10 protein-coding genes, 1 tRNA gene, 3 rRNA genes and 6 pseudogenes are annotated in these 24,119 nt (G+C 39.1%); 6 read left to right on the top strand and 14 right to left on the bottom strand.

Features of this window, described 5'->3' with window-relative positions:
* Window positions 1-164 precede the first annotated feature (164 nt).
* Window positions 165-1,284: pseudogene (gene ald / locus ACLKMH_RS07520) on the bottom strand (alanine dehydrogenase).
* Window positions 1,285-1,461: 177 nt separating this feature from the next.
* Between ald and lrp the strand changes: the two are divergent.
* Entirely contained in the window at window positions 1,462-1,947 is a 486-nt protein-coding gene (lrp, locus tag ACLKMH_RS07515) for a leucine-responsive transcriptional regulator Lrp (protein ID WP_413702282.1), read from the top strand.
* 203 nt (window positions 1,948-2,150) lie between these two features.
* Entirely contained in the window at window positions 2,151-3,455 is a 1,305-nt protein-coding gene (locus ACLKMH_RS07510) for a hypothetical protein (RefSeq protein WP_413701469.1), read from the top strand.
* A 209-nt stretch (window positions 3,456-3,664) separates the two neighbouring features.
* Here the strand turns inward: ACLKMH_RS07510 and ACLKMH_RS07505 are convergent, their stop codons facing one another.
* A complete protein-coding gene (locus ACLKMH_RS07505; RefSeq protein ID WP_413701468.1) occupies window positions 3,665-4,087 on the bottom strand; it encodes an organic hydroperoxide resistance protein in 423 nt (140 codons plus the stop codon).
* A 153-nt stretch (window positions 4,088-4,240) separates the two neighbouring features.
* Between ACLKMH_RS07505 and ACLKMH_RS07500 the strand changes: the two genes are divergently transcribed.
* Window positions 4,241-4,687: a MarR family winged helix-turn-helix transcriptional regulator gene (locus tag ACLKMH_RS07500; protein ID WP_413701467.1), complete on the top strand. Its 447-nt coding sequence runs from the start codon at window positions 4,241-4,243 to the stop codon at window positions 4,685-4,687.
* A gap of 180 nt (window positions 4,688-4,867) precedes the next feature.
* Here ACLKMH_RS07500 and metQ read toward each other — a convergent pair.
* From metQ to metN, 3 genes and pseudogenes are all read right to left on the bottom strand, one after another.
* Window positions 4,868-5,590: pseudogene (gene metQ, locus ACLKMH_RS07495) on the bottom strand (methionine ABC transporter substrate-binding lipoprotein MetQ); the annotation flags it as partial.
* A 160-nt stretch (window positions 5,591-5,750) separates the two neighbouring features.
* A complete protein-coding gene (locus ACLKMH_RS07490) occupies window positions 5,751-6,437 on the bottom strand; it encodes a methionine ABC transporter permease (protein ID WP_413701466.1) in 687 nt (228 codons plus the stop codon).
* The gene (gene metN / locus ACLKMH_RS07485; RefSeq protein ID WP_413701465.1) at window positions 6,427-7,461 is read right to left on the bottom strand and encodes a methionine ABC transporter ATP-binding protein MetN; all 1,035 of its coding nucleotides are present in this window, start codon (window positions 7,459-7,461) and stop codon (window positions 6,427-6,429) included. Before metN ends, ACLKMH_RS07490 begins: the two co-directional genes overlap by 11 nt.
* A gap of 314 nt (window positions 7,462-7,775) precedes the next feature.
* Between metN and ACLKMH_RS07480 the strand changes: the two genes are divergently transcribed.
* Window positions 7,776-8,906: a JmjC domain-containing protein gene (locus ACLKMH_RS07480; RefSeq protein ID WP_413701464.1), complete on the top strand. Its 1,131-nt coding sequence runs from the start codon at window positions 7,776-7,778 to the stop codon at window positions 8,904-8,906.
* Window positions 8,907-8,975: 69 nt separating this feature from the next.
* Here the strand turns inward: ACLKMH_RS07480 and ACLKMH_RS07475 are convergent.
* The 9 genes and pseudogenes from ACLKMH_RS07475 to ACLKMH_RS07435 all read right to left on the bottom strand — a co-directional run bounded on the left by ACLKMH_RS07475 (window position 8,976) and on the right by ACLKMH_RS07435 (window position 19,920).
* Window positions 8,976-9,355, bottom strand: a pseudogene (locus tag ACLKMH_RS07475) (NlpC/P60 family protein).
* A 168-nt stretch (window positions 9,356-9,523) separates the two neighbouring features.
* Window positions 9,524-10,486: a ferrochelatase gene (hemH, locus tag ACLKMH_RS07470; RefSeq protein WP_413701463.1), complete on the bottom strand. Its 963-nt coding sequence runs from the start codon at window positions 10,484-10,486 to the stop codon at window positions 9,524-9,526.
* Window positions 10,487-10,695: 209 nt separating this feature from the next.
* A pseudogene (gene adk / locus ACLKMH_RS07465) lies at window positions 10,696-11,341 on the bottom strand (adenylate kinase).
* Window positions 11,342-11,460: 119 nt separating this feature from the next.
* Entirely contained in the window at window positions 11,461-13,365 is a 1,905-nt protein-coding gene (htpG, locus tag ACLKMH_RS07460) for a molecular chaperone HtpG (protein WP_413701462.1), read from the bottom strand.
* Between the two features lie 1,037 nt (window positions 13,366-14,402).
* A 5S ribosomal RNA gene (gene rrf / locus ACLKMH_RS07455) occupies window positions 14,403-14,518 on the bottom strand.
* Window positions 14,519-14,661: 143 nt separating this feature from the next.
* A 23S ribosomal RNA gene (locus tag ACLKMH_RS07450) occupies window positions 14,662-17,550 on the bottom strand.
* Window positions 17,551-18,013: 463 nt separating this feature from the next.
* A tRNA-Glu gene (locus ACLKMH_RS07445) sits at window positions 18,014-18,089 on the bottom strand.
* Between the two features lie 71 nt (window positions 18,090-18,160).
* Window positions 18,161-19,703, bottom strand: a 16S ribosomal RNA gene (locus ACLKMH_RS07440).
* Together the 16S, 23S and 5S rRNA genes with 1 tRNA gene alongside form the textbook arrangement of a ribosomal RNA operon.
* Before the next feature lie 94 nt (window positions 19,704-19,797).
* Entirely contained in the window at window positions 19,798-19,920 is a 123-nt protein-coding gene (locus ACLKMH_RS07435) for a hypothetical protein (RefSeq protein WP_413701461.1), read from the bottom strand.
* A gap of 405 nt (window positions 19,921-20,325) precedes the next feature.
* On the opposite strand from ACLKMH_RS07435, the pseudogene rapA reads away from it, so the two are divergent.
* Window positions 20,326-23,239: pseudogene (rapA, locus tag ACLKMH_RS07430) on the top strand (RNA polymerase-associated protein RapA).
* Window positions 23,240-23,321: 82 nt separating this feature from the next.
* Window positions 23,322-23,993 (top strand): annotated as a pseudogene (locus tag ACLKMH_RS07425) (RluA family pseudouridine synthase).
* The last annotated feature ends 126 nt before the right edge of the window (window positions 23,994-24,119 follow it).

The following is a 24,119-nucleotide window of genomic DNA, read 5'->3' as shown; positions in this document are numbered from 1 at the left end:
ATATTTAAAAAGTAAGAGTTGTTTAATTTTGTTGTGGTTACATGGAATTTTCCACAACTTTTTTTAAACACTTTGACGCTAAAAAATTTAACCTATAAAAGATTAAAAGCCAATATAGTGTCTTGAGATACACCATATTGGCTTTTCTTTATTGCCATTTAAAACTATATAGCCAGTGCCACTTCCGGCGCAACATATGACATATTATGAGCCACGGCAACACTTTCACAAGTCAACTGACCGTTAATCACGTTAAGTCCTGCTAATAAACCCTCATCAGCTTTAAGTGCATCTTTATAACCTAAATTTGCTAACTTAATGATATAAGGTAAGGTTGCGTTATTAAGTGCAAATGTTGACGTTAATGGAACAGCACCAGGCATATTTGCCACACAATAGTGAACAACATCATCAACAATGAAAGTAGGATCTTGATGCGTAGTTGCATGTGAAGTTTCAATACAGCCACCTTGGTCGATCGCTACATCAACAATCGCCGAACCCGGTTTCATGTTTTTTATATGCTCTTTAGTGATCAATTTAGGCGCAAGACGACCTGGGATAAGTACCCCACCAATCACTAAGTCAGCAGACTAACACCTCTTGCTCTAAAACATCTACTGTTGAATAGATAACTTTAGCTGTATTTGCAAATTGGATATTCAGATTACGTAGGGTATCGATATTACGATCTAAAATAGTTACATCGGCACCAAGACCAACCGCCATTTGAGTCGCGTTATTACCTACCATTCCACCACCAACAACAACCACTTTGGCTGGTGCAACACCCGGTACGCCACCTAATAACATGCCTCTACCTTTGTTAGATTTCTCTAAGGCTTGAGCTCCAGCTTGAATCGCCATGCGCCCTGCAACTTCTGACATAGGTGCAAGTAATGGTAAGCCACCTTTTTTATCAGTTACTGTTTCATAGGCAATACAAATCGCTTTTGAATCAATTAACTCCTGAGTTTGTGGTAAATCTGGGGCTAGATGTAAATAAGTGAATAAAATTTGCCCTTCACGAAGCATTGCACGTTCACTCGCTTGAGGCTCTTTTACTTTAACAATCATCTCTGCAATTTCAAAAATACTTTCTGGCGTGTTTTCGATTGATGCTCCAGTCGCGACATAACTTGCATCATCAAAACCAATCCCCAATCCTGCGTTTGTTTCAACAACAACCTGATGGCCGTTTTGTACAAGTTCACGAACACTAGCAGGAGTCATGCCTACACGATATTCATGGTTTTTAATTTCTTTAGGTACACCGATAAGCATAATAATTTCCCTTTAACTGACTATTTTTAAGTTGATTGTAAGTAGTTATTCAATGATATTTGAATAGATATAGTATAAGGGCTTTGCAATAGTTTTTTTGTCATTAAATTTCTGTTTTAAATTTAAATAAAAGTGTATTATTCTTTATTTTAAACAAATAAAAGAGATTTATACTAAATCAAAAAGGTGGTTAAGTTGATAAAGCTAGATAGAATAGATCGTAATATTTTACGAGAGCTACAAAAAAACGGCAGAATTTCTAATGTTGAATTAGCCAAAAAAGTCGGTTTAAGTCCGACTCCTTGTATGGAAAGAGTCAAAAGGCTGGAAAAAAGTGCTGTTATTAAATCCTATACAGCCTTACTTGATCCACAATACTTAGATGCAAATTTGCTAGTTTATATTGAAATTCGCTTAAAGCGAACCACTGCTGACGTTTTTGAACGATTTAATGAAGCGACTAAACAGATTGATGAAATTCTAGAATGCCATTTAGTATCTGGAGATTTCGATTATTTGCTTAAAACTCGTGTCGCAGACATGTCAGCTTATCGCAAAGTGCTTAACCAAACCTTACTAGCTTTACCTGATATTAAAGATTCAAGAACCTATGTGGTTATGGAAGAAGTGAAATATTTAACAACAATCAATATTGCGAATTGATTTTAGATATAAAAAGCAAATAAATACTAATATAACTGTAAACTTGTATGCCGATTTAGCACTAAAATCTGTTACAATAATAAGTCATAAATTCAAACTCAGTTTAAAAATACGCCATCATAATTTTAGATGCTATATAGCTTTATCGTTATTCTGCTCAATATGATCAAGTATGGCATTATCGTTAATTTTCAGGTGTATCTATGTCCGTTCTTTCTTCAAATAGTGTTTTTACGTCTCTTTTACAAAATGGGCCTTTCACGGTTACTAAAGAAATCAAACATAACGGGCACTTTTCTGCCCAAACCCGCCAATGGGTTAAATGCTTACAGCAAGACCCTAATAATCGCACAAAATATCGTGCACTCCGAGGACAATTATTTGAGTTTTTAGCTGTTAATAACATCGAAGAAATCGATGAACTCATGGTGAACTCAGCATTACGCCAACAGCGTAGTGAGCGAGCATTTCATTTATTAGGTAATATGTTTGGCTTAGAAGGTAACCTTAATGAAATAAAAGATAGAGTTGATGAGTATGCTCGCACCGCGGATGAAGTTATTCATTCAATTAAAGGAAAAATACTCGCGCCTTTCGCTTCTTATATAGAATCAACCAATGAAATAGAAGTGATTAATAATCCAGTTGAACTGTTAATTATTATGTTTAACGGTAAATATCATCAAAAAGCGCGTTTTGAAGCACGTCGTAAAATTATTTTGATGACCTTGGCAGGCAGTATTGACCAACGTGAACGAGAAACAGAAATAAAAAATAAATTTTCAGAGTTTTTAAGCTTTCTAAATGGTTATGTATGGAGCCCTAATTTAACCATCGGTGAATATGCGCCTGTTTTCTTGCACTCAAAACATAACCTTGATGATTATTATTGTAATGAAGTGAATGTTGTTCCGCCTCATAAAATAAAATCCATTGAACCCGCTCCAGGGGAAAAACTAACATTAATCAAACGTCGTAGCTTTACTGTTGGTAAGAAAAAAATTCCAATTTATGTTTCCATACGCAAAAAGCCACAGGCCGCTAAAGTACTTAAATTATTAAGAAAAAATGAGAAAAACCCAGGTATTGCAGTAGATGATGAGTTGGGTTTGATGGGAGTGCTCGATTCATTTTCTGATATAAAAACATTTCAGCAACATCTCACTCATAGCGCTTCTAAAGCAAACTCTTTGATGGTTCTTGAAGATATTTCTGATACCTTAATTGATGATTCGCAATATGGTGGCACTGCAACTGGGTCTAGCGATAAAACATCTATGATGAAATTTTTTGCTCGTTTAGGAGGAATGCGTGTTGAATTTATTATTCATACCAATAAAACTTGGTTGAATTATATGTTTCAGCATGATGTCGCTCATAATGAATATGAAGTTAAACGCATGTTTGACAGTGGTGTGATTGAACTGCTTTTCCCAAATGATATTTTTCATCTTGAGCATGATAAAGCACGTGATGAGATGATTAAGTTTTTCCGTAAACAGGTCTAACTTACTACGCTAGATATAAAATGCGACTCTGGAGTCGCATTTTTTTTAACCCGTAAAAATGAGCGATTAGATAATTTATCTTAGCTAGCATCAGCGATAATTTTACACCTAATGCTAGCAATTCAACCTTATAAGTAAATATTTTCAAATAATAGTACTGTATTCTTTAGTTTATCCAGAATTGAAGTTACTTAATAATTCAAGAGCACTTAGAGCGCTTCACCATTAACACTTAGTTTTACATCTATATTACCGCGTACCGCATTTGAATACGGGCAAACTTGATGAGCAGTTTCAACTAGTTTAACCGCTTCAGATTGCTCTAAATCAAGCTCAATAGAAAGTGACACAGTTAAAGCAAAACCATTATTTTCATTTGGACCAATTCCTACTATTGCTGTTGTCGGCGCATCCTTAATCGCAACTTTTGTTTCCCGAGCGACATGTAATAATGCATTAGAGAAACAAGCCGCATAGCCTGCCGCAAATAACTGCTCTGGATTGGTTGCTTCACCCGTTCCACCCATTTCTTTTGGGTAGCTTAGGGCAAGATCTAGTTTTTTATCATCTGTAGATACCTGTCCATTACGGCCTGCTTTTGCAGTTGCTGATGTTGAATATAAAGTTGTCATATTTTTTCCTTCATAAAAGTTAATTAAGCTTAAAAGTATATTTTCATTAATTGCAAGCAATTAAATTGCACACAACTTAGTTTAATTAACTTTAATTGAAATAAGCATGATATGCAAGTATATTGTGCACAATATATTTTAAAGAGTTAAATTATGTCGATAAACAAAGAATCATCTAATCTTATATTAGATAAACAACTGTGCTTTTCTTTATACAGTGCAAATAATGCAATGAGTCGCGCATACAGACCTCTGCTCAAACAACTTGATCTCACTTATCTGCAATATATTGTGATGATGGTGTTATGGCAGGAATCTAGCTTAAACGTCAAAGAATTGGGCCATAAAGTGCACCTTGATTCAGGCACTTTAACGCCTTTACTTAAGCGTCTAGAGATAAAAGGTTTAATCAAAAGAGCGCGTAGTGAAAAAGATGAACGTATCAGAGTTATTTCTTTAACCAATGAGGGGCTGGCTTTGCGCCAACAAGCAGAGGAGGTACCAACTGCAATGTTATGCAAATCGAAAATGAGTGTTGATGAGCTCAGCGCACTAAAAGCGACTTGTGACCTTCTACTAACTAATTTAAATCATTCATAGCGCACTAAAACGACTTCGACCTATTAATTAAAATAAGCTGTTTTCATATGTGAATTTAATGAAGGTGTTATACAGAGGAATTACTGGGCTGGGTTTTATTCAGTATTTTAGAAAATGTAAAAATGGGCATTAAGCGAGCTTAATACCCATTAAATTTTAAATGAATGATAAAGGGATAAATTACCAACCTTTAACAACCCCACCGTTAAATATTTTCATTGCGACTTGGAAAACTTCATCAGACTGATAAGCCTTCACAAAGTTTTGTACATTTTCAGCATTTACATTGTCTTCACGTGCAACAATTAAGTTAACATATGGCGATTGTTTATCTTCAACAAATAAGCCATCTTTTTCTGGAGAAAGATTGATAGAACTTGCGTAAGTCGTGTTGATAATCGCAAGGCTAACATCATCTAAAGAACGTGGTAATTGTGCGACTTCTAATTCCACTATTTCTAAGTTTTTATCGCTACTAACAATATCTAATACTGTCGCTTTTAGACCAACACCTTCTTTTAGCGTTAATAAACCTTGCGCTTCTAGCAAAATTAATGAGCGACCTAAGTTAGTTGGATCACTTGGCACAGCAATTTGATCGCCCTCTTTTAATTCATCTAACGATTTAATTTTACTGGAATAACCAGCAATAGGATAAACGAATGTATTACCCGCCAGTGCAAATTTGTAACCACGATCTGCAATTTGTTGATCAAGGTAAGGCTTATGTTGGAATGCATTTGCATCAATTGAACCTTCATCCAATGCAGCATTCGGGGTAATATAATCAGAGAAGGTCACTAATGAAACCTCTAAACCATACTTTTCTTTAGCTATTTTACTTGCAACTTCAGCGACTTGAGCTTCAGCTCCCGCAATAACCCCAATAGTTACTTTGTTATTATCAACAGTAGCAACTTCTTTTTCACCACAGCCTGTTAAAGCAACGGTTGAAACAAGTGCGACCTACACCCAAGATTTTTTTAAGATTTAAGTTCATACATTTTCCTTTGATTGTTATTTTTATTTTTGGTTAAGAGAAATTAATTTTGCTAAAAATGATTTATCGGTGATCAACACGTTTTACAAGATAATCACCAACTGATTGAATAAGCTGTACTAATACAACTAAAATGACGATGGTAATAATCATCACTGTTGCATCAAAACGTTGGTAACCATAACGAATACCTACATCACCAAGTCCACCTCCACCGACTGTACCCGCCATTGCGGAATACCCAACTAAAGTAACTAATGTAATAGTTGCCGCATTGATAATGCCCGGTAGCGCCTCAGGTAATAACACTTTGTTAATAATTTGTAAGGGCTTAGCTCCCATTGCCTGTGCGGCTTCAACTAAACCGGCTGGTACTTCTAATAATGCTCCTTCTACTAACCTAGCAATAAATGGAATTGCACCAATGGTTAAAGGTACTATCGCGTACGCGGTGCCAATTGAAGACCCAACAATAAAACGAGTGATAGGGATCAAAGCAACCAATAGAATAATAAATGGAATTGAACGACCAATATTAACCACAGTACCTAATATTTTATTAACCGCGCTGTTTTCTAATAATCCATTTTTTTTACTCAGATGTAATAAAACCCCAATTGGAATGCCAACCACAAAACCAATAAAACCAGAGGTAAACACCATGAGTAATGTTTCCCATAAAGAGCTAACTAATAACTCGATTAGACGTGTATTTTCAGTCCACCATGTAAATACTGTATTAACTGACATAACCTAACACCTCTAATTCCACTTTCTGTTCTTTTAAATACTGAATGGCTTTTTCAGAAGCTTCTTCTGGGCCGAAAAATTCAGCTAACATTAAGCCAAATTTAACACCACCCACATAATCCATATTCGAGCTTAAAATACTTATATCAATATTGAACTCGCGAGCAACATGGCTGATCACAGGGGTATCAACGGAAGCACCAGTAAACTCTAAACGTATTAAAGGAAAGCTATTTTCAACTCGGCTTGTTTGTAAACGTTGCTGATAATCAGCAGGAATTGTCAGATCCAATGTTGAACGAATAAACTCTCGAGCAAGTTCAGTTTTAGGGTGTGCAAAGATGTCCCCTACTGAACCAGACTCCACCAATTTACCATCGCCAATAATAGCCACTTCTTCACAAATACCTTTTACCACGGCCATTTCATGGGTTATTAACAAAATAGTAAGATTTAACTCTTTATTAATTTTTCGAAGTAGTTCTAAAATAGAAACAGTCGTAGCAGGATCTAGTGCGCTAGTTGCTTCATCACACAACAATACTTTGGGATCGGATGCTAAAGCACGTGCAATAGCAACACGTTGCTTTTGCCCACCACTTAAATTTGCAGGGTAAACATCTCGTTTTTCCGCCAAACCGACTAAGGATAATAGCCCTTCAACTTTGCTTTTAATTTCACTTTTGGCCATACCAGCAAGCTCTAAAGGCAAGGCAACGTTATTAAAAACAGAGCGCGAAGATAATAAATTAAAGTGCTGAAAAATCATGCCTATTTTACGGCGAGTTTGTGCTAACTGTTGCTTTGAAAGTTGCGTTAAATCTACACCATCAACTATTACGGCGCCCTCTGTTGGTCGCTCTAATAGATTTACACAACGTATTAATGTGCTTTTTCCTGCGCCAGATGACCCAATGACACCAAAAATACGGCCCTGATTTATCGTTAAGTTAATATCAGAAAGTGCATTAATCACTTTTTCTCCCTGATAAAAAACCTTGTTTACATTTTTTATTTGAATCATTCGATTTCCTGAATTGAATGATTAATCCATTAATCATTGAGAAGTGATATATATCACACCAGCGCATGCTAAGCCATCTAGACGTCTAAATCAAATTTTATTTTTAAACAAAAGAATATTTTCTTAGGGAAAAATTAAAAGGTTAAAAATAAACCATAAATAGTCTATTTAATGTTTATTTATTGATTATCCAACCTTCTGATTGTTACATTTTGATGTGATAACGGGAGTAGATCCTAGTGAATATGATACCATTACTACTATTAGGCTTTTAAAGCACCCCAGCCCTTTACACTATTCTCCAGAGGCTTCCTATGTACGAACTTAATCTAGACATAAACGACTTTCTTGATACTTATTGGCAAAAAAAGCCCACTGTAATCAAACAAGGCTTCAGTGATTTTAGTGATCCTATTTTACCTGATGAAATTGCCGGTTTAGCAATGGAAGAAGAAATAGAAAGTCGTCTTGTTTATCGTGATCAAAAAGATCAATGGCAAGCAGAATGTGGTCCCTTTGAAAGCTTTGAAAAATTAGATGCGGATGGAGCAACCTTATTAATTCAAGCAGTAGATAATTGGCACGAAGATGCGCAACAACTAATACGTCCTTTTCGTTTCATACCAAACTGGCGCATCGATGATTTGATGATTAGTTATTCTACTCCAAAAGGTGGTGTTGGGCCTCATATTGACAATTATGATGTGTTTATTATCCAAGGATTAGGAAAACGCCATTGGCGAGTCGGTGCTAAGCAGAGCCTCAAAGAATTCGCCGCACATGGTGCACTAAAGCATTGTGAACACTTTGATGCCATCATTGACGTCGAACTCGAACCAGGAGACATTTTATATATTCCTGTTGGTTTTCCCCACGAAGGTTATGCCATTGAACCATCAATGAATTACAGTGTTGGCTTTCGAGCGCCAGATCAAAATGATTTGCTCAGTAGCTTCGCTGACCACTTGATAGATACTAATGAAAATGCAGAGCGTTATACTGACAGAAGTATGCAATTAAGAGAGAAATCTGGACAAATAGAAACACAAGAATTAGAAGAATTACATCGAGTAATGCTAGCAAACTGTGCAACACCAGAGCAGTTAATTCCTTGGCTTGGTAAAATGCTCAGTGAAGCCAAACACGACTTGGATCTAGCTCCACCAGAGTCGCCACATAGTAATGAACATGTAATAGATGCATTAAACGAAGGTGCTCAGTTTATTCGTTTAGGCGGACTACGAACGATGTATTTTGAACAAAACCCTTCGCTTATTTTTATTAATGGCGAGCAGTATGATTTTCATGAATGTAGCGAGTTAGGACAATTATTATGTGACCAAGATGAAGTGGCCAGTGAGTTACTCTCTGTCATTAATGACAATCCACTTGCCCTAGATTTATTTACTTTATTAATTAATAAAGGTTATTGGTACACAATTTAGACAACAACAAGTTGAAGGAGTCAGTATTTTGATAAACTCCTTCGACTTAATAAGAATCACTATTTAATCCTATAAAATACGCCTCGCTTGCCAATATTTTGAAGTCCAATAACTATTATCAAGCGATGAGGTGATCACACCTTGACTGGTTGAGGCATGAATAAATTCATTATTCCCCATATAAATACCTACATGACGAATATTCCAACCTGTTTTAAAAAAACCAGATCACCAATTTCTAATTCATCTCTATAAACTAGGTAACCAGCCTCAGATTGATATTTGGTTGTACGAGGCAGATGAATATTAAAGCTTTCAGCATATACATTCTTAATAAAGGCAGAACAATCAATTCCCCGCTTAGAGTTTCCACCTAAGCGGTAAGGTGTTCCCTGCCAATTAGAAAAAGAGCTTCTTAATAAATAAAATAATAATTGATCCTCTTGCATCGGATTATCAGTAGGATCTTCTATTATTAATTCGTTAATGCCTTTATTTTGCTGAACTGACTTTTGAACAACTGACTTTGTATTAGTTGATTTACTAATAGGTGCTTTTTCAGTTCGGCTTGAACAAGCACTTAATAGAAAACAAAAAAGCGAATATAATCAGTTTCATTATTTCTCAATTGTAAGTTGTTTCATCAATGCCACCTGATTATCATCATCATTTAAGCAGGGGATATAATTAAATGATTTCCCACCTGCCTCTAGAAATAACTCTTTGTTCTCTAAAGCCATTTCTTCAAGTGTTTCTAAGCAATCGGTTGCAAATGCAGGACACAATACATCAATTGAAGCACAACCAGATTTAGCTAAGGCTTCAAGCTCCAAATCAACATAAGGCGTCAACCACTCTTCTTTACCAAAGCGTGATTGATAAGCTAGTAAGTACTGCGACTCTGTTAAACCAAGTTGTTTAACTACTAATTCAGTTGTACGTTCACAATGAGACTGGTAAGGGTCACCGTTTTTTACATACCGTTTAGGAATACCATGAAAAGAAAAAACAAGTTTCTCCGATTGTCCCGTTTTTTTCCATTGATTTTTAATCGATTGACAGAGAGCATCAATGAATAAAGGGTGATCATAATAATTACTTTTAAAGTTAATTGCAGGAAAGTTGTTCTTCCTTTTCACTAAATCAGAAATTTGGTCAAAAACAGGAGCCGTTGTTGAAACAGAGAATTGAGGATAAAGCGGAATAATTGTTAAGTCTGTAATGCCCTGCTTTTCTAATTTATTAATTGTGTCAGCAATACTAGGTTTACCATAGGTCATTGCAAACTCACTAATCACCTCATGCTTTTCTAGTTCGATTCCAAGTTTTTCAACTAGACGCTCAGTATAAATTCGTAATGGCGAACCTTCAGGCGTCCAAATTTTTTTATAGGCTTTAGTCGCTTTTTTAGATCTGAATGGAAGAATAATTCCATTTAAGAGTGGAAGCCAAAGTATTCTAGGTAAATCCACAACACGCTTATCTGATAAAAATTGTTTTAGAAAAGCCTTAACACTTTTTACATCATCCTGCTCAGGCGTACCTAAATTAACCAGTATAACTGCATGTTTTTTGTTCATATTGAATAAGTCATCCGTTGAAAAAGAAAATAAAAGCGAATTCATTTATTGTAGAATAATGAATAGTTAAACGCCATCTTGGTTACGAACTGGAATACAAAACAGTTCACTAAAACTGGTTTTTATCATTTTTTATGTGAACTTTTAATTCTGGCATTAAAAAAGGGGCCTTAAGCCCCTAATAAAGAATAGTCTTGGTAATACTTAACTTAACCAAGAATGTTAGCTAACTCAGCACTGATAACATCAACTGCTTTAGTACCATCAAACTTGTGATGCGCACCATTACCTTGCTCTGCCTCTTTTTGGTAATAAGCAATTAAAGGTGCTGTCTGTGCATGATAAATTTCCAGACGTTTACGTACAGTCGCTTCTTCATCATCAGGACGAATAGCTAAGTCATCACCCGTTACATCATCCTTACCTTCTACTTTAGGCGGATTATAAACGATATGGTAAGTACGACCAGAACCAGAATGCACACGACGCCCAGCCATGCGTTTAACAATTTCTTCATCTGGTACATCAAATTCAAGCACGAAATCTACAATGACACCGGCTTCTTTCATCGCATCTGCCTGTGGAATAGTGCGAGGGAAACCATCAAGTAAGAAACCTTTTGCACAATCTTCCTGAGCAATACGTTCTTTAACCAAACCAATAATTAATTCATCAGAAACAAGTTGTCCTGCGTCCATTAACTCTTTTGCTTTTAAGCCTAGTTCAGTACCCGCTTTGGTCAGCTGCACGTAACATGTCACCCGTTGAGATTTGTGGGATATCATATTTGTCCATCATGAATTGAGCTTGTGTACCTTTACCAGCGCCTGGAGCACCTAATAAGATAATGCGCATACTTACATCCTTTTGTATTTTTTAAATGAAAAAGAAATTTACACGTTTAATGCATTTTTCTCAATAATTACAACGTAAAAGGCCAGCATTTAGCTGGCCTTTGTTTCAATTTTGAGCGATTAAGCTAGAAGTAATTTATTAATTCGGCCAACAAATTCAGATGGATCATCTAAACTGCCTTTTTCCGATAACACTGCTTGCTCAAGTAATAACTCAGTCCACTGTGCAAATAACTCTTCATCAGCCATATCTGCTAATTTAACAACCATCACGTGCTCAGGGTTTAATTCAAATATTGGCTTACTTTCAGGAACAGCTTGTCCCATTTGAGCCATAAGTTTTGCCATTTGAGTACTCATATCATCACTGTCTGCAACAATACAAGAAGGTGTTGAAGTTAAACGATGTGTTAAACGCACATCTTTTACTTTATCACCTAATACTTCTTTAACACGTTTAATGAAACTTGCGAATTCAGTTTCTTGTTTTTCTTGCTCTTTTTTATCTTCTTCACTGTCAAGTTTACCAAGATCTAAATCACCCTGTGTAACTGAAGTGAATTTTTTACCGTCATATTCAGGTAAATGGCTTAATAACCACTCATCAACACGGTCACTTAATAATAAAACTTCTACGCCTTTTTTACGTAAAATTTCAAGATGAGGGCTATTTTTAGCCGCATTAAAACTATCAGCAGTAATGTAGTAAATTTTATCCTGTTCTTCTTTCATACGGCTAATATAGTCGTCTAAAGATACAGTTTGAGTCGCGACATCAGTTTCAGTTGAAGAGAAACGGAATAACTTAGCAATCTTCTCTTTATTACCAGCGTCTTCAGCAGGGCCTTCTTTTAGAACTTGACCGAACTCTTTCCAGAATGCGTTATATTCTTCTTCATTATTTTTAGCAAACTTAGTTAGCATAGAAAGAACACGTTTAGTACAAGCGCTACGTAATTTACCCGTAGTACGTGTATCTTGTAATATTTCGCGTGATACATTTAATGGTAAGTCATTTGAGTCTAAAACACCTTTCACAAAACGCAGGTAAGTCGGCATGAACTGCTCTGCATCATCCATAATGAAAACACGTTGAACGTAAAGTTTTAAGCCGTGTGCTTTTTCACGGTTCCACATATCAAATGGAGCACGCTTAGGAATATATAAAAGGCTAGTATATTCTTGCTCACCTTCAACTTTGTTGTGACTCCAAGTTAATGGGTTTTCGAAGTCATTTGCAATATGCTTGTAAAACTCTTGGTACTGTTCATCATTAAGCTCTGATTTAGCACAGCTCCATAATGCAGTTGCTTTATTAATTGCTTCCCAATGTGCAGGAACAGCAGGTGTGTTCTCACCTTCTTCATTTTCAACTTCAGCAACCTCTTCAACAAACATTTCAACAGGAATGCTGATGTGATCTGAGTATTTTGAAACAATAGAACGAAGTTTGTAATCATTTAAAAATTCACTTTCTTCTTCACGAAGATGCAGAATTATTTCAGTACCACGATCCGCTTTTTCGATATCGGCAACGCTGTAATCAGCTTCACCAGATGACTGCCAACAAGTACCTGTTGATGCATCTTCACCTGCTTTACGTGTATTAACAGTTACTTTATCAGCAACAATAAATGCAGAATAGAAACCAACACCAAACTGGCCAATCAATTGAGAGTCTTTTGCTTGATCACCAGAAAGTTGCTCGAAGAAGTCACTTGTACCAGATTTAGCAATTGTACCTAAATGTTCAATCACTTCATCACGCGTCATACCAATACCATTATCACTAATAGTTACTGTTTTAGCTTCTGCATCAAAACTCAAACGAACACGAAGGTCTGCTTCATTTTCAAACAGAGTACCATCAGAAAGTGCTTTAAAACGTAACTTATCAGCAAGATCGGCGACATTAGAAACAAGTTCACGAAGAAAAATCTCTTTATTAGAGTATAAAGAGTGGATCATTAATTTAAGAAGTTTACCCGTATCGGCACTAAAAGTATGATTTTGTTGATGTTCCATAATATTTCTTTCTCTTTTGTTGATTGGTAATATTAAACAATACAAGATAGATGGGGCTTGGAATAAACATTTCAAGGTGGGAATATTAAATATTTTTAAAATTTTAGTTTTCTGTGAAACAACCAGTGAAGGAATATCAAAATGGTTATTTATCAAAATATTTAAAGAAGTAATAACGAAAAAATCCCTGCTGACAAAGTCAACAGGGATTATTCGTATTAGGCGCTTGGTGATGGAAAGTCGTCGCGGAGCTCCTCCGCTCATAAACCATCGCTGTCGCGATATTCGCCCTACTCTCACATGGGGAAACCCTTTTGCATTGCAGTCCCTTGAACAAGGTTCAAGGAAACAAGATGCAACTAAGTACCATCGGCGCAACTGCGTTTCACTTCTGAGTTCTGACTGGGAAGGAGCGCAAGGTCCGTTAGTCCAGTGGAGAATGGAAGAAAAACACTTATGCCAGTGGCATAAGGAAGTTGGTTGGAATTGTGCAACTTTGCCTGACGTTGATAGGACCACTATCACAAACACTAGAAAGCAAAAAAGGTGTCTAGCAATGGAAAGTCGTCGCGGAGCTCCTCCGCTCATAAACCATCGCTGTCGCGATATTCGCCCTACTATCACATGTTTTGATTCTGCCTACGGCAGGCTCTTAACCTTCCCCACACTACCATCGGCGCAACTGCGTTTCACTTCTGAGTTCGGAATGGGAAGGAGAGCAAGGTCCGTTAGTCCAGTGGACTAACGCAACTTTGTTTGACGTTGATGGGGCCACTATTACAAACCTCAAAAAGCAAAAAAGGCCTGATATTTCTATCAGGCCTTTTTTTAAATAGGTGTCTAGCGATGGAAAGTCGTCGCAGAGCTCCTCCGCTCATGAACCATCGCTGTCGCGATATTCGCCCTACTATCACATGATATGAAATGCCTTCGGCATACTTTTTATAATCCCATGTTCGAGTTGGTCATCGTGCTTCAAGTGCGTAAAACGAAACAATCCCTGCTGACGGAGTCAACAGGGATTGTTCGTATTAGGCGCCTAGCGATGACCTACTCTCACATGGGGAAACCCCACACTACCATCGGCGCGACTGCGTTTCACTTCTGAGTTCGGAATGGGATCAGGTGGGACCACAGTGCTATGGTCGCTAGACAAAAACTTAATTAAGAAAGCTAATGTTCTTTTTATAATCTGCAATATCTTAGTAAAATATGTCTATCACAAACGTATTTTTATTGATGATTTATCATCATTTCTTGGAACAATCTCTAACACTCAAAATGCTTAGAGTTTGTATGGTTAAGCCTCACGGGTAATTAGTACAAGTTAGCTCAATACGTTACCGCACTTACACACCTTGCCTATCAACGTTGTAGTCTCCAACGGCCCTTTAGGGAGATTAAATCTCCAGTGAGAACTCATCTTGAGGCTCGCTTCCCGCTTAGATGCTTTCAGCGGTTATCGATTCCGAACGTAGCTACCGGGCAATGCCATTGGCATGACAACCCGAACACCAGCGGTTCGTCCACTCCGGTCCTCTCGTACTAGGAGCGCCTCCTCTCAATTCTCAAACGCCCACGGCAGATAGGGACCGAACTGTCTCACGACGTTCTAAACCCAGCTCGCGTACCACTTTAAATGGCGAACAGCCATACCCTTGGGACCGACTTCAGCCCCAGGATGTGATGAGCCGACATCGAGGTGCCAAACACCGCCGTCGATATGAACTCTTGGGCGGTATCAGCCTGTTATCCCCGGAGTACCTTTTATCCGTTGAGCGATGGCCCTTCCATTCAGAACCACCGGATCACTATGACCTACTTTCGTACCTGCTCGACGTGTCTGTCTCGCAGTTAAGCTGGCTTATACCATTGTACTAACCTCACGATGTCCGACCGTGATTAGCCAACCTTCGTACTCCTCCGTTACGCTTTGGGAGGAGACCGCCCCAGTCAAACTACCCACCAAACAGTGTCCCAAACCCCGATTCAGGGGCCATGGTTAGAACTCAAAACATACAAGGGTGGTATTTCAAGGTTGGCTCCAACAAATCTAGCGACCTGTCTTCAATGCCTCCCACCTATCCTACACATGTAGGCTCTAAGTTCACTGCTAAGCTGTAGTAAAGGTTCACGGGGTCTTTCCGTCTAGCCGCGGGTACACAGCATCTTCACTGCGATTTCAACTTCACTGAGTCTCGGGTAGAGACAGCATGGCCATCATTACGCCATTCGTGCAGGTCGGAACTTACCCGACAAGGAATTTCGCTACCTTAGGACCGTTATAGTTACGGCCGCCGTTTACCGGGGCTTCGATCAAGAGCTTCGACATAAGTCTAACCCCATCAATTAACCTTCCGGCACCGGGCAGGCGTCACACCGTATACGTCATCTTGCGATTTAGCACAGTGCTGTGTTTTTAATAAACAGTTGCGCCCATCTGGTATCTTCGGCCTCTAACAGCTTAGAGAGCAAGTCTCATCACCGTCAAAGGCGTACCTTCTCCCGAAGTTACGGTACCATTTTGCCTAGTTCCTTTACCCGAGTTCTCTCAAGCGCCTTGGTATTCTCTACCTGACCACCTGTGTCGGTTTGGGGTACGATCCTTTATTATCTGAAGCTTAGAGACTTTTCCTGGAAGTATGGCATCGATGACTTCAGTACCTTAGTACCTCGACATCGTGTCTCAGTATATAGTGACCCGGATTTACCTAAGTCACCTACCTACACACTTGAACCTGGACAACCATCGCCAGGCCCACCTAGCCTTCTCCGTCCTCCCATCGCAATAATAAAGGGTACGGGAATATTAACCCGTTTCCCATCGACTACGCCTTTCGGCCTCGCCTTAGGGGTCGACTCACCCTGCCCCGATTAACGTTGGACAGGAACCCTTGGTCTTCCGGCGGGGAGGTTTTTCACCTCCCTTATCGTTACTCATGTCAACATTCGCACTTCTGATACCTCCAGGATGGTTTACACCTTTCCCTTCGACGGCTTACAGAACGCTCCTCTACCACGCGTATAAATACGCGTCCGCGAGCTTCGGTGATATGTTTAGCCCCGTTAAATCTTCCGCGCAGACCGACTCGACTAGTGAGCTATTACGCTTTCTTTAAATGATGGTCGCTTCTAAGCCAACATCCTAGCTGTCTAAGCCTTTCCACATCGTTTCCCACTTAACATATACTTTGGGACCTTAGCTGGCGGTCTGGGTTGTTTCCCTTTCCACGACGGACGTTAGCACCCGCCGTGTGTCTCCCATGATTGCACTTGTTGGTATTCGGAGTTTGCATAGGGTTGGTAAGTCGGGATGACCCCCTAGCCTAAACAGTGCTCTACCCCCAACAGTGATACATGAGGCGCTACCTAAATAGCTTTCGAGGAGAACCAGCTATCTCTTGGTTTGATTGGCCTTTCACCCCCAGCCACAAGTCATCCCCTAATTTTTCAACATTAGTGGGTTCGGTCCTCCAGTTGATGTTACTCAACCTTCAACCTGCTCATGGCTAGATCACCAAGTTTCGGGTCTAATCCCAGCAACTATTCGCCCAGTTAAGACTCGGTTTCCCTACGGCTCCCCTAAATGGTTAACCTTGCTACTGAAATTAAGTCGTTGACCCATTATACAAAAGGTACGCAGTCACCGAACTAAGTCGGCTCCTACTGCTTGTACGTACACGGTTTCAGGTTCTATTTCACTCCCCTCACAGGGGTTCTTTTCGCCTTTCCCTCACGGTACTGGTTCACTATCGGTCAATTAGGAGTATTTAGCCTTGGAGGATGGTCCCCCCATATTCAGTCAGGATTTCTCGTGTCCCGACCTACTCGTTTTCACTAAGTAGAAGTTTTTGTGTACAGGACTATCACCTTGTACCGTTGCACTTTCCAGAGCATTCCACTAACTTTTATCTAGCTTAAGGGCTGGCCCGATTTCGCTCGCCGCTACTTTCGGGATCTCGGTTGATTTCTTTTCCTAAGGGTACTTAGATGTTTCAGTTCCCCTCGTTCGCTTCCATATGCTATGTATTCACATACAGATGACACTAAGTGCCGGGTTGCCCCATTCGGAGATTCCAGGATATAACGCTTGTTATCAACTCCCCTGGACTTATCGCAGATTACCACGTCCTTCATCGCCTCTAATTGCCTAGGCATCCACCGTGCACGCTTATTCACTTAACCATACAAATTCTAAGAATTTTAAAAAAACTTATTGTCTGTATGTTGTTTCCAAGACGCTTGCGATCCTCATATTTTACTATGAAAAACACATTCGTTTTTCGTGCACCGAGAATGAACGTTGTTTTGTTCATTCAGGATACGTACAAACTGTAAATCACTTACGTGAATTACAGCTGTTTTTTATTTTGCTTGATTACAATTACTAAAACCTAAGTTTTAATAATTGAGAACAATTTACATTTCATAAATGAAACGTAAGATTTCGTTTATATTCATCACACCAATCAACACCTAAGTGTCATTGTTATTGTGCGATAAATAAGAACTTTATCAGCTTTCCTAATTGTTAAAGAGCAGTGTTTAAAAAACACTTTATAAGTATTTGTACTTAGAGAGTGTTTCTCTTTCATTATCATTTAGTGATAATAAGAAAAGGTTAATAACCTTTTTCCATTCGGTGTCTTGGTATCCCCAAGGGGATTTGAACCCCTGTTACCGCCGTGAAAGGGCGGTGTCCTAGGCCTCTAGACGATGGGGACATAAGACTTCTTCTGCGCTTTATCATTCTAATCAAACAATCTGTGTGGGCACTAATAGCAGTTTCTTTACGTAAGGAGGTGATCCAGCCCCAGGTTCCCCTAGGGCTACCTTGTTACGACTTCACCCCAGTCATGAACCACACCGTGGTCATCGCCATCCCCGAAAGGTTAAGCTAATGACTTCTGGTGCGACCCACTCCCATGGTGTGACGGGCGGTGTGTACAAGGCCCGGGAACGTATTCACCGTGGCATTCTGATCCACGATTACTAGCGATTCCAACTTCACGGAGTCGAGTTGCAGACTCCGATCCGGACTACGACAAACTTTATGAGATTCGCATACCCTCGCAGGTTAGCAACCCTTTGTATTTGCCATTGTAGCACGTGTGTAGCCCATCCCGTAAGGGCCATGATGACTTGACGTCGTCCCCACCTTCCTCCGGTTTATCACCGGCAGTCTCCCTAAAGTTCCCGGCATAACCCGCTGGCAAGTAAGGATAAGGGTTGCGCTCGTTGCGGGACTTAACCCAACATTTCACAACACGAGCTGACGACAGCCATGCGAGCACCTGTCTCAGAGTTCCCGAAGGCACTCATCAATCTCTTGGTGATTCTCTGGATGTCAAGGGATGGTAAGGTTCTTCGCGTTGCATCGAATTAAACCACATGCTCCACCGCTTGTGCGGGCCCCCGTCAATTCATTTGAGTTTTAACCTTGCGACCGTACTCCCCAGGCGGTCTATTTAATGCGTTAGCTTTGAAACCCACGGCATATAGCCACAAACTTCTAATAGACATCGTTTACTGCGTGGACTACCGGGGTATCTAATCCCGTTTGCTCCCCACGCCTTCGCGCCTCAGTGTCAGTCTTTGTCCAGGTGGTCGCCTTCGCCACTGGTATTCCTTCAGATCTCTACGCATTTCACCGCTACACCTGAAATTCTACCACCCTCTACAAAACTCTAGTTAACCAGTTTCAAATGCCGTTCCCAGGTTGAGCCCGGGGCTTTCACATCTGACTTAATTAACCACCTACGCGCGCTTTACGCCCAGTAATTCCGATTAACGCTCGCACCCTCCGTATTACCGCGGTCGCTGGCACGGAGTTAGCCGGTGCTTCTTCTGTGGGTAACGTCACAGATATCAGTTATTAACTAATACCCTTTCCTCCCCACTGAAAGTGCTTTACAACCCGAAAGCCTTCTTCACACACGCAGCATGGCCGCATCAGGGTTTCCCCATTGTGCAATATTCCCCACTGCCGCCTCCCGTAGGAGTCTGGACCGTGTCTCAGTTCCAGTGTGGCTGGTCATCCTCTAAGACCAACTAGGGATCGTTGCCTTGGTAAGCCATTACCTTACCAACTAGCTAATCCCACTTGGGCCACTCTTTACGCGCAAGGCCCGAAGGTCCCCTGCTTTGGTCCGAAGACATTATGCGGTATTAGCAGTCGTTTCCAACTGTTGTCCCCCACGTAAAGGCATGTTCCCAAGCATTACTCACCCGTCCGCCACTCGTCAGCGAATAGCAAGCTATTCCTGTTACCGTTCGACTTGCATGTGTTAAGCCTGCCGCCAGCGTTCAATCTGAGCCATGATCAAACTCTTCAATTTAAAGTTTAATGTGGTTGTTTTCTTCGAAGAAGAAGGCAACCTGACTCAATATTACTGACTAAAACTATGTACCGAAGTACAATGTTATTCTGAATTAATGAATTAATTCGTGTGTCATTGATATTGATTCTTTTTGTCCCGAAGGACTATTTTGAAACCGGCTTACCGATGATTCGCTTCGCGATTCATCTAGCGCCGGTTGTTTTTGCTTGCGCAAATACAACCCTATCAATGCTCACACAGATTGTTTGATTAAATTGTTAAAGAGCGTGCCTTTCGGCGAGGTGCGTATAATACGCTAACCTTGAACCTTGTCAACAAATTAAATCATTTAATTTTTGACTCAAATGCTAAGCATTTGTTGGCTCTAGACTTAGTGAGTAACTTTGGTTAGTCGCCGTGTCTGTGGGTGCGCATTATAGGGATTGAATTATTCTTGGCAAGTATTTATTTGAATAAAAAATTTGTTTGCTCAATAAACGAGCACCACTTGTTTTTCTTCATTAATAAGCTAATTTTATGGAATCTTAAATTTATAGTTTTATGATTAGCATAGTATGAATAGGTTTAGGTAGAATACGCGCCTTTATTATTTTCTTGTTTTATTTGTGAGTGGTATTTTATGACATTTTCGTTAGGTCAACGTTGGATTAGTGATGCAGAATCAGAATTGGGATTAGGCACAATCGTCGCTATTGAAGGCCGTATGTTGACACTATTGTTTGCGACTTCTGGTGAGCAACGCCTTTATTCAATTACCGAAAGCCCTATTACTAGAGTACGCTTTAATATTGGTGATGAAATTATTAGCCATGATGATTCCAAAATATTAGTAACAGACATAGTTGAAGATGACGATCTTATCACTTATATTGGCACTTCATTAGCTACAGGTGATCCAGTTAAGTTAAAAGAAACATTTCTTAATAACTTTATTAAATTTAATAAACCCCAAGATAAACTCTTTGCAGGGCAAATTGATAAATTTGACCGCTTTGTTTTGCGCTACAAATCCTTACTAAATCAACATGCTCAACAAAAATCTAATTTACGTGGTTTATTGGGGCCACGCGTTGACCTCATTCCTCACCAGTTTTACATTGCAGAGGAAGTTGGTAAGCGTCATGCACCTCGAATTTTACTTGCTGATGAAGTTGGCCTTGGTAAAACCATTGAAGCCGGACTGATTATTCACCAACAAATAATAACCGGTCGAGCTAAACGAGTATTAATTGTTTTACCTGAAAATCTGCAACATCAATGGTTAGTTGAAATGATGCGACGCTTTAACTTACATTTTAGTATTTTTGATGATAGTCGTTGTAATGAAGCTTATGCCGATGAAATCAATCCCTTTGAAACGGAACAATTTGTTTTATGTAGTATTAATTTGTTACGTAAAAAAACACACTTTGATCATGCAATCGAAGCTGAATGGGATTTATTAATTGTTGATGAAGCTCATCACCTTATTTGGGATGCTGAAAAGCCAAGTCGCGAATATCAAGTTGTAGAAACCTTAGCACACCTAACACCAGGTGTTTTGTTGTTAACTGCAACGCCTGATCAACTTGGTCATGAAAGCCACTTTGCACGTTTACGCCTGTTAGATCCTAATCGCTTCTACGATTATCAAAAGTTTGTTGAAGAGGAAACAAGCTACAAACCTGTTGTTGATGCTGTGAATCAACTCCTAGATAACCAACCATTATCAAATGACGCACAAAATAGTATTACTGAACTACTTAGCGAACAGGATGTACAACCTTTATTAAAAGTAATTGATGATCTTCCGCCTAGTGATGAAGAGAGAACACAGGCTGAACGCGAGTTAATTAGTAACTTACTCGATAGACACGGTACTGGTCGTTTATTATTCCGAAATACACGTTCCGCGATTAAAGGATTTCCTAAACGTATCTTGAAATCAATTGCATTACCTTTACCGGATCAATATAAAACAGCAATAAAAGTATCTAAAATGTTGCCCTCTGGCACGTTAAAAGAGCAAGCCTTCAGTGCATTATATCCAGAACAGATGTATCAAAACTTCGAAGGAGGAGAAAGTAATTCATGGTGTGCTTTTGATCCTCGTATTAGCTGGTTAATTGATCTAATTCAGCAATTTAAAAATGAAAAAATATTAATTATCGCAAAGACAGTCTGAAACGGCACTCGCCCTTGAAGAAGCATTACGCACACGTGAAGCAATTAAAGCCGCAGTCTTTCATGAAGGTTTATCTCTTGTTGAGCGGGATAAAGCGATTACCTATTTTGCACAGGTTGAAGGTGGTGCTCAGGTAATGATTTGTTCTGAAATCGGTTCTGAAGGACGTAACTTTCAATTTTCACATCACTTAGTGTTATTTGATTTACCAATTAATCCAGATTTATTAGAGCAACGCATCGGCCGATTAGATCGTATCGGTCAACGCTGTGACATCCAAATTTATACTCCTTATTTGAAAGATACTGCACAGGAGCATTTACAACAGTGGTATGAAAAAGGTTTATCTGCCTTTACTCAGACAACACCAACTGGACACACTATTTATGAAAAAGTAAAAGAGCAACTCATTTCATTATTAGCAACCGGTGAAAATGATAATGGTGAATTCGATAAACTCGTCACTATTACACGAAATGAAAATGAGAAATTGAAATCACAGCTAGAACAGGGACGAGATCGTTTGCTGGAAATAAATTCTAGTGGTATTTTGCATTCAAGTAATTTACTCGATGATATTACTGAAATTGATCAACTACCTGACTTTACTACTTTTGCCCTACAGCTGTTTGATGTTGTTGGTGTTCAACAGGAAGATAAAGACGAGCATTGCTTGGTATTAACACCAACGGATCATATGCTAACCAGTGACTTCCCAGGTTTACCAGAGGAAGGTGCTACGGTTACCTTTAATCGTAAAACAGCATTAAGCCGAGATGATGTTCATTATTTAAGTTGGGAACATCCTATGATCCTTGGTGGCATGGAAATGATTTTAAGCAGTGATACAGGTACCACCTCTGTCGCTATTCTTAAAAACAGTTCTTTACCACCCGCATCAACGTTCCTAGAGTTAATCTACGTGGTAGAAGTCATCAATACTGATAATGCGCAATTAAGCCGTTTCTTACCTACCACACCTATCCGTTTATTATTGGATAAAAATGGCAAAAACCTTGGTGAAAGTGTTACTTTTAATAGCTTTGATCGTCAATTGACACCTGTTAATCGTCATATCAGCCGTAAAATTGCTAATACCTCGCGACCTTTAATCCATCAACTAATTAAAAACTCGCTTCCAACAGCACAATCTTTGATGGCAGATATTTTATTAGACGCTAAAACAGATATGCAACACACATTGCAAGGTGAGCGAGATAGGTTACAGGCATTAAAAGCAGTTAATCCAAATATTCGAGAAGATGAAATTCAATTTATTCGTGATCAACAAGCTAACTTTGAGAAAATATTAGATCAAACTCAGCTAAAACTAGATTCGATTAGATTTATTGTTTCAACACAATCGTAAAATAAAGCGATAAGGTTTGAAGGCTTGAATGCTGGAAAGCCTTATCGCCTTTTAGCCTTATGACCTTACAGCTGGAATTTCTATGCCCAATTTTGTTTATAACCCTCCCTATCTCCTTACATAGATATCATTTATCAAGATGATGATATTATTGTACTCAACAAACCTGCAGGATTATTGAGTGTGCCCGGTAGGGAAAAAACATAAGGATAGCTTAGCACTTCGTATTTTAAGAGTTTGGCCAACTGCTTGTGTGGTACACCGTTTAGATTTAGCGACATCTGGGATTATTATTTTAGCGATGCGTAAATCATCACAAAGTCATATTAGTCGCCAATTTCAACAAAAAACCATTAATAAAACTTATTATGCACGCGTGCAAGGTATCATCGAGCAGAATGCAGGTCTTATCGATTTACCAATACGCTGTGATTGGGATAATCGACCACGTCAAATCGTCGACTTTGAACAAGGCAAAAGTTCACAGACACAATGGAAAGTACTCAAGCGAGAAAAACAAACAACATTAGTAGAATTAACTCCATTAACAGGGCGTACGCATCAATTACGAGTCCATATGCGACAAATAGGCCATCCCATTGTTGGTGATGACTTTTACGCAGATAAATATGGTGTATCACTTTCTCCTAATCGTCTCGCTTTACACGCAGGCAGTATTAGCCTAACTCACCCGACAACAGAACAACGTATTAGCTTTGACTGTCCTCACCCATTCGGAAGCCAGCCATTATAAAATTATGTGGCGCTGTTGATTATGAAAAAACTATCAAAACCATTGAAACAAACAATCAGTTTTTGGTTAAATAATTTCAAAAAACACTTGAATTTACGTAGCATTAACAGCGCTTTTACATGCCAT

Origin of the sequence: Psychromonas sp. KJ10-10 (genome assembly GCF_047323245.1) — a bacterium.
Classification (GTDB): Bacteria; Pseudomonadota; Gammaproteobacteria; order Enterobacterales; family Psychromonadaceae; genus Psychromonas.
Note: the sequence above shows the minus strand (reverse complement) of the source record. Positions and strands in the feature narration are given on the sequence as shown.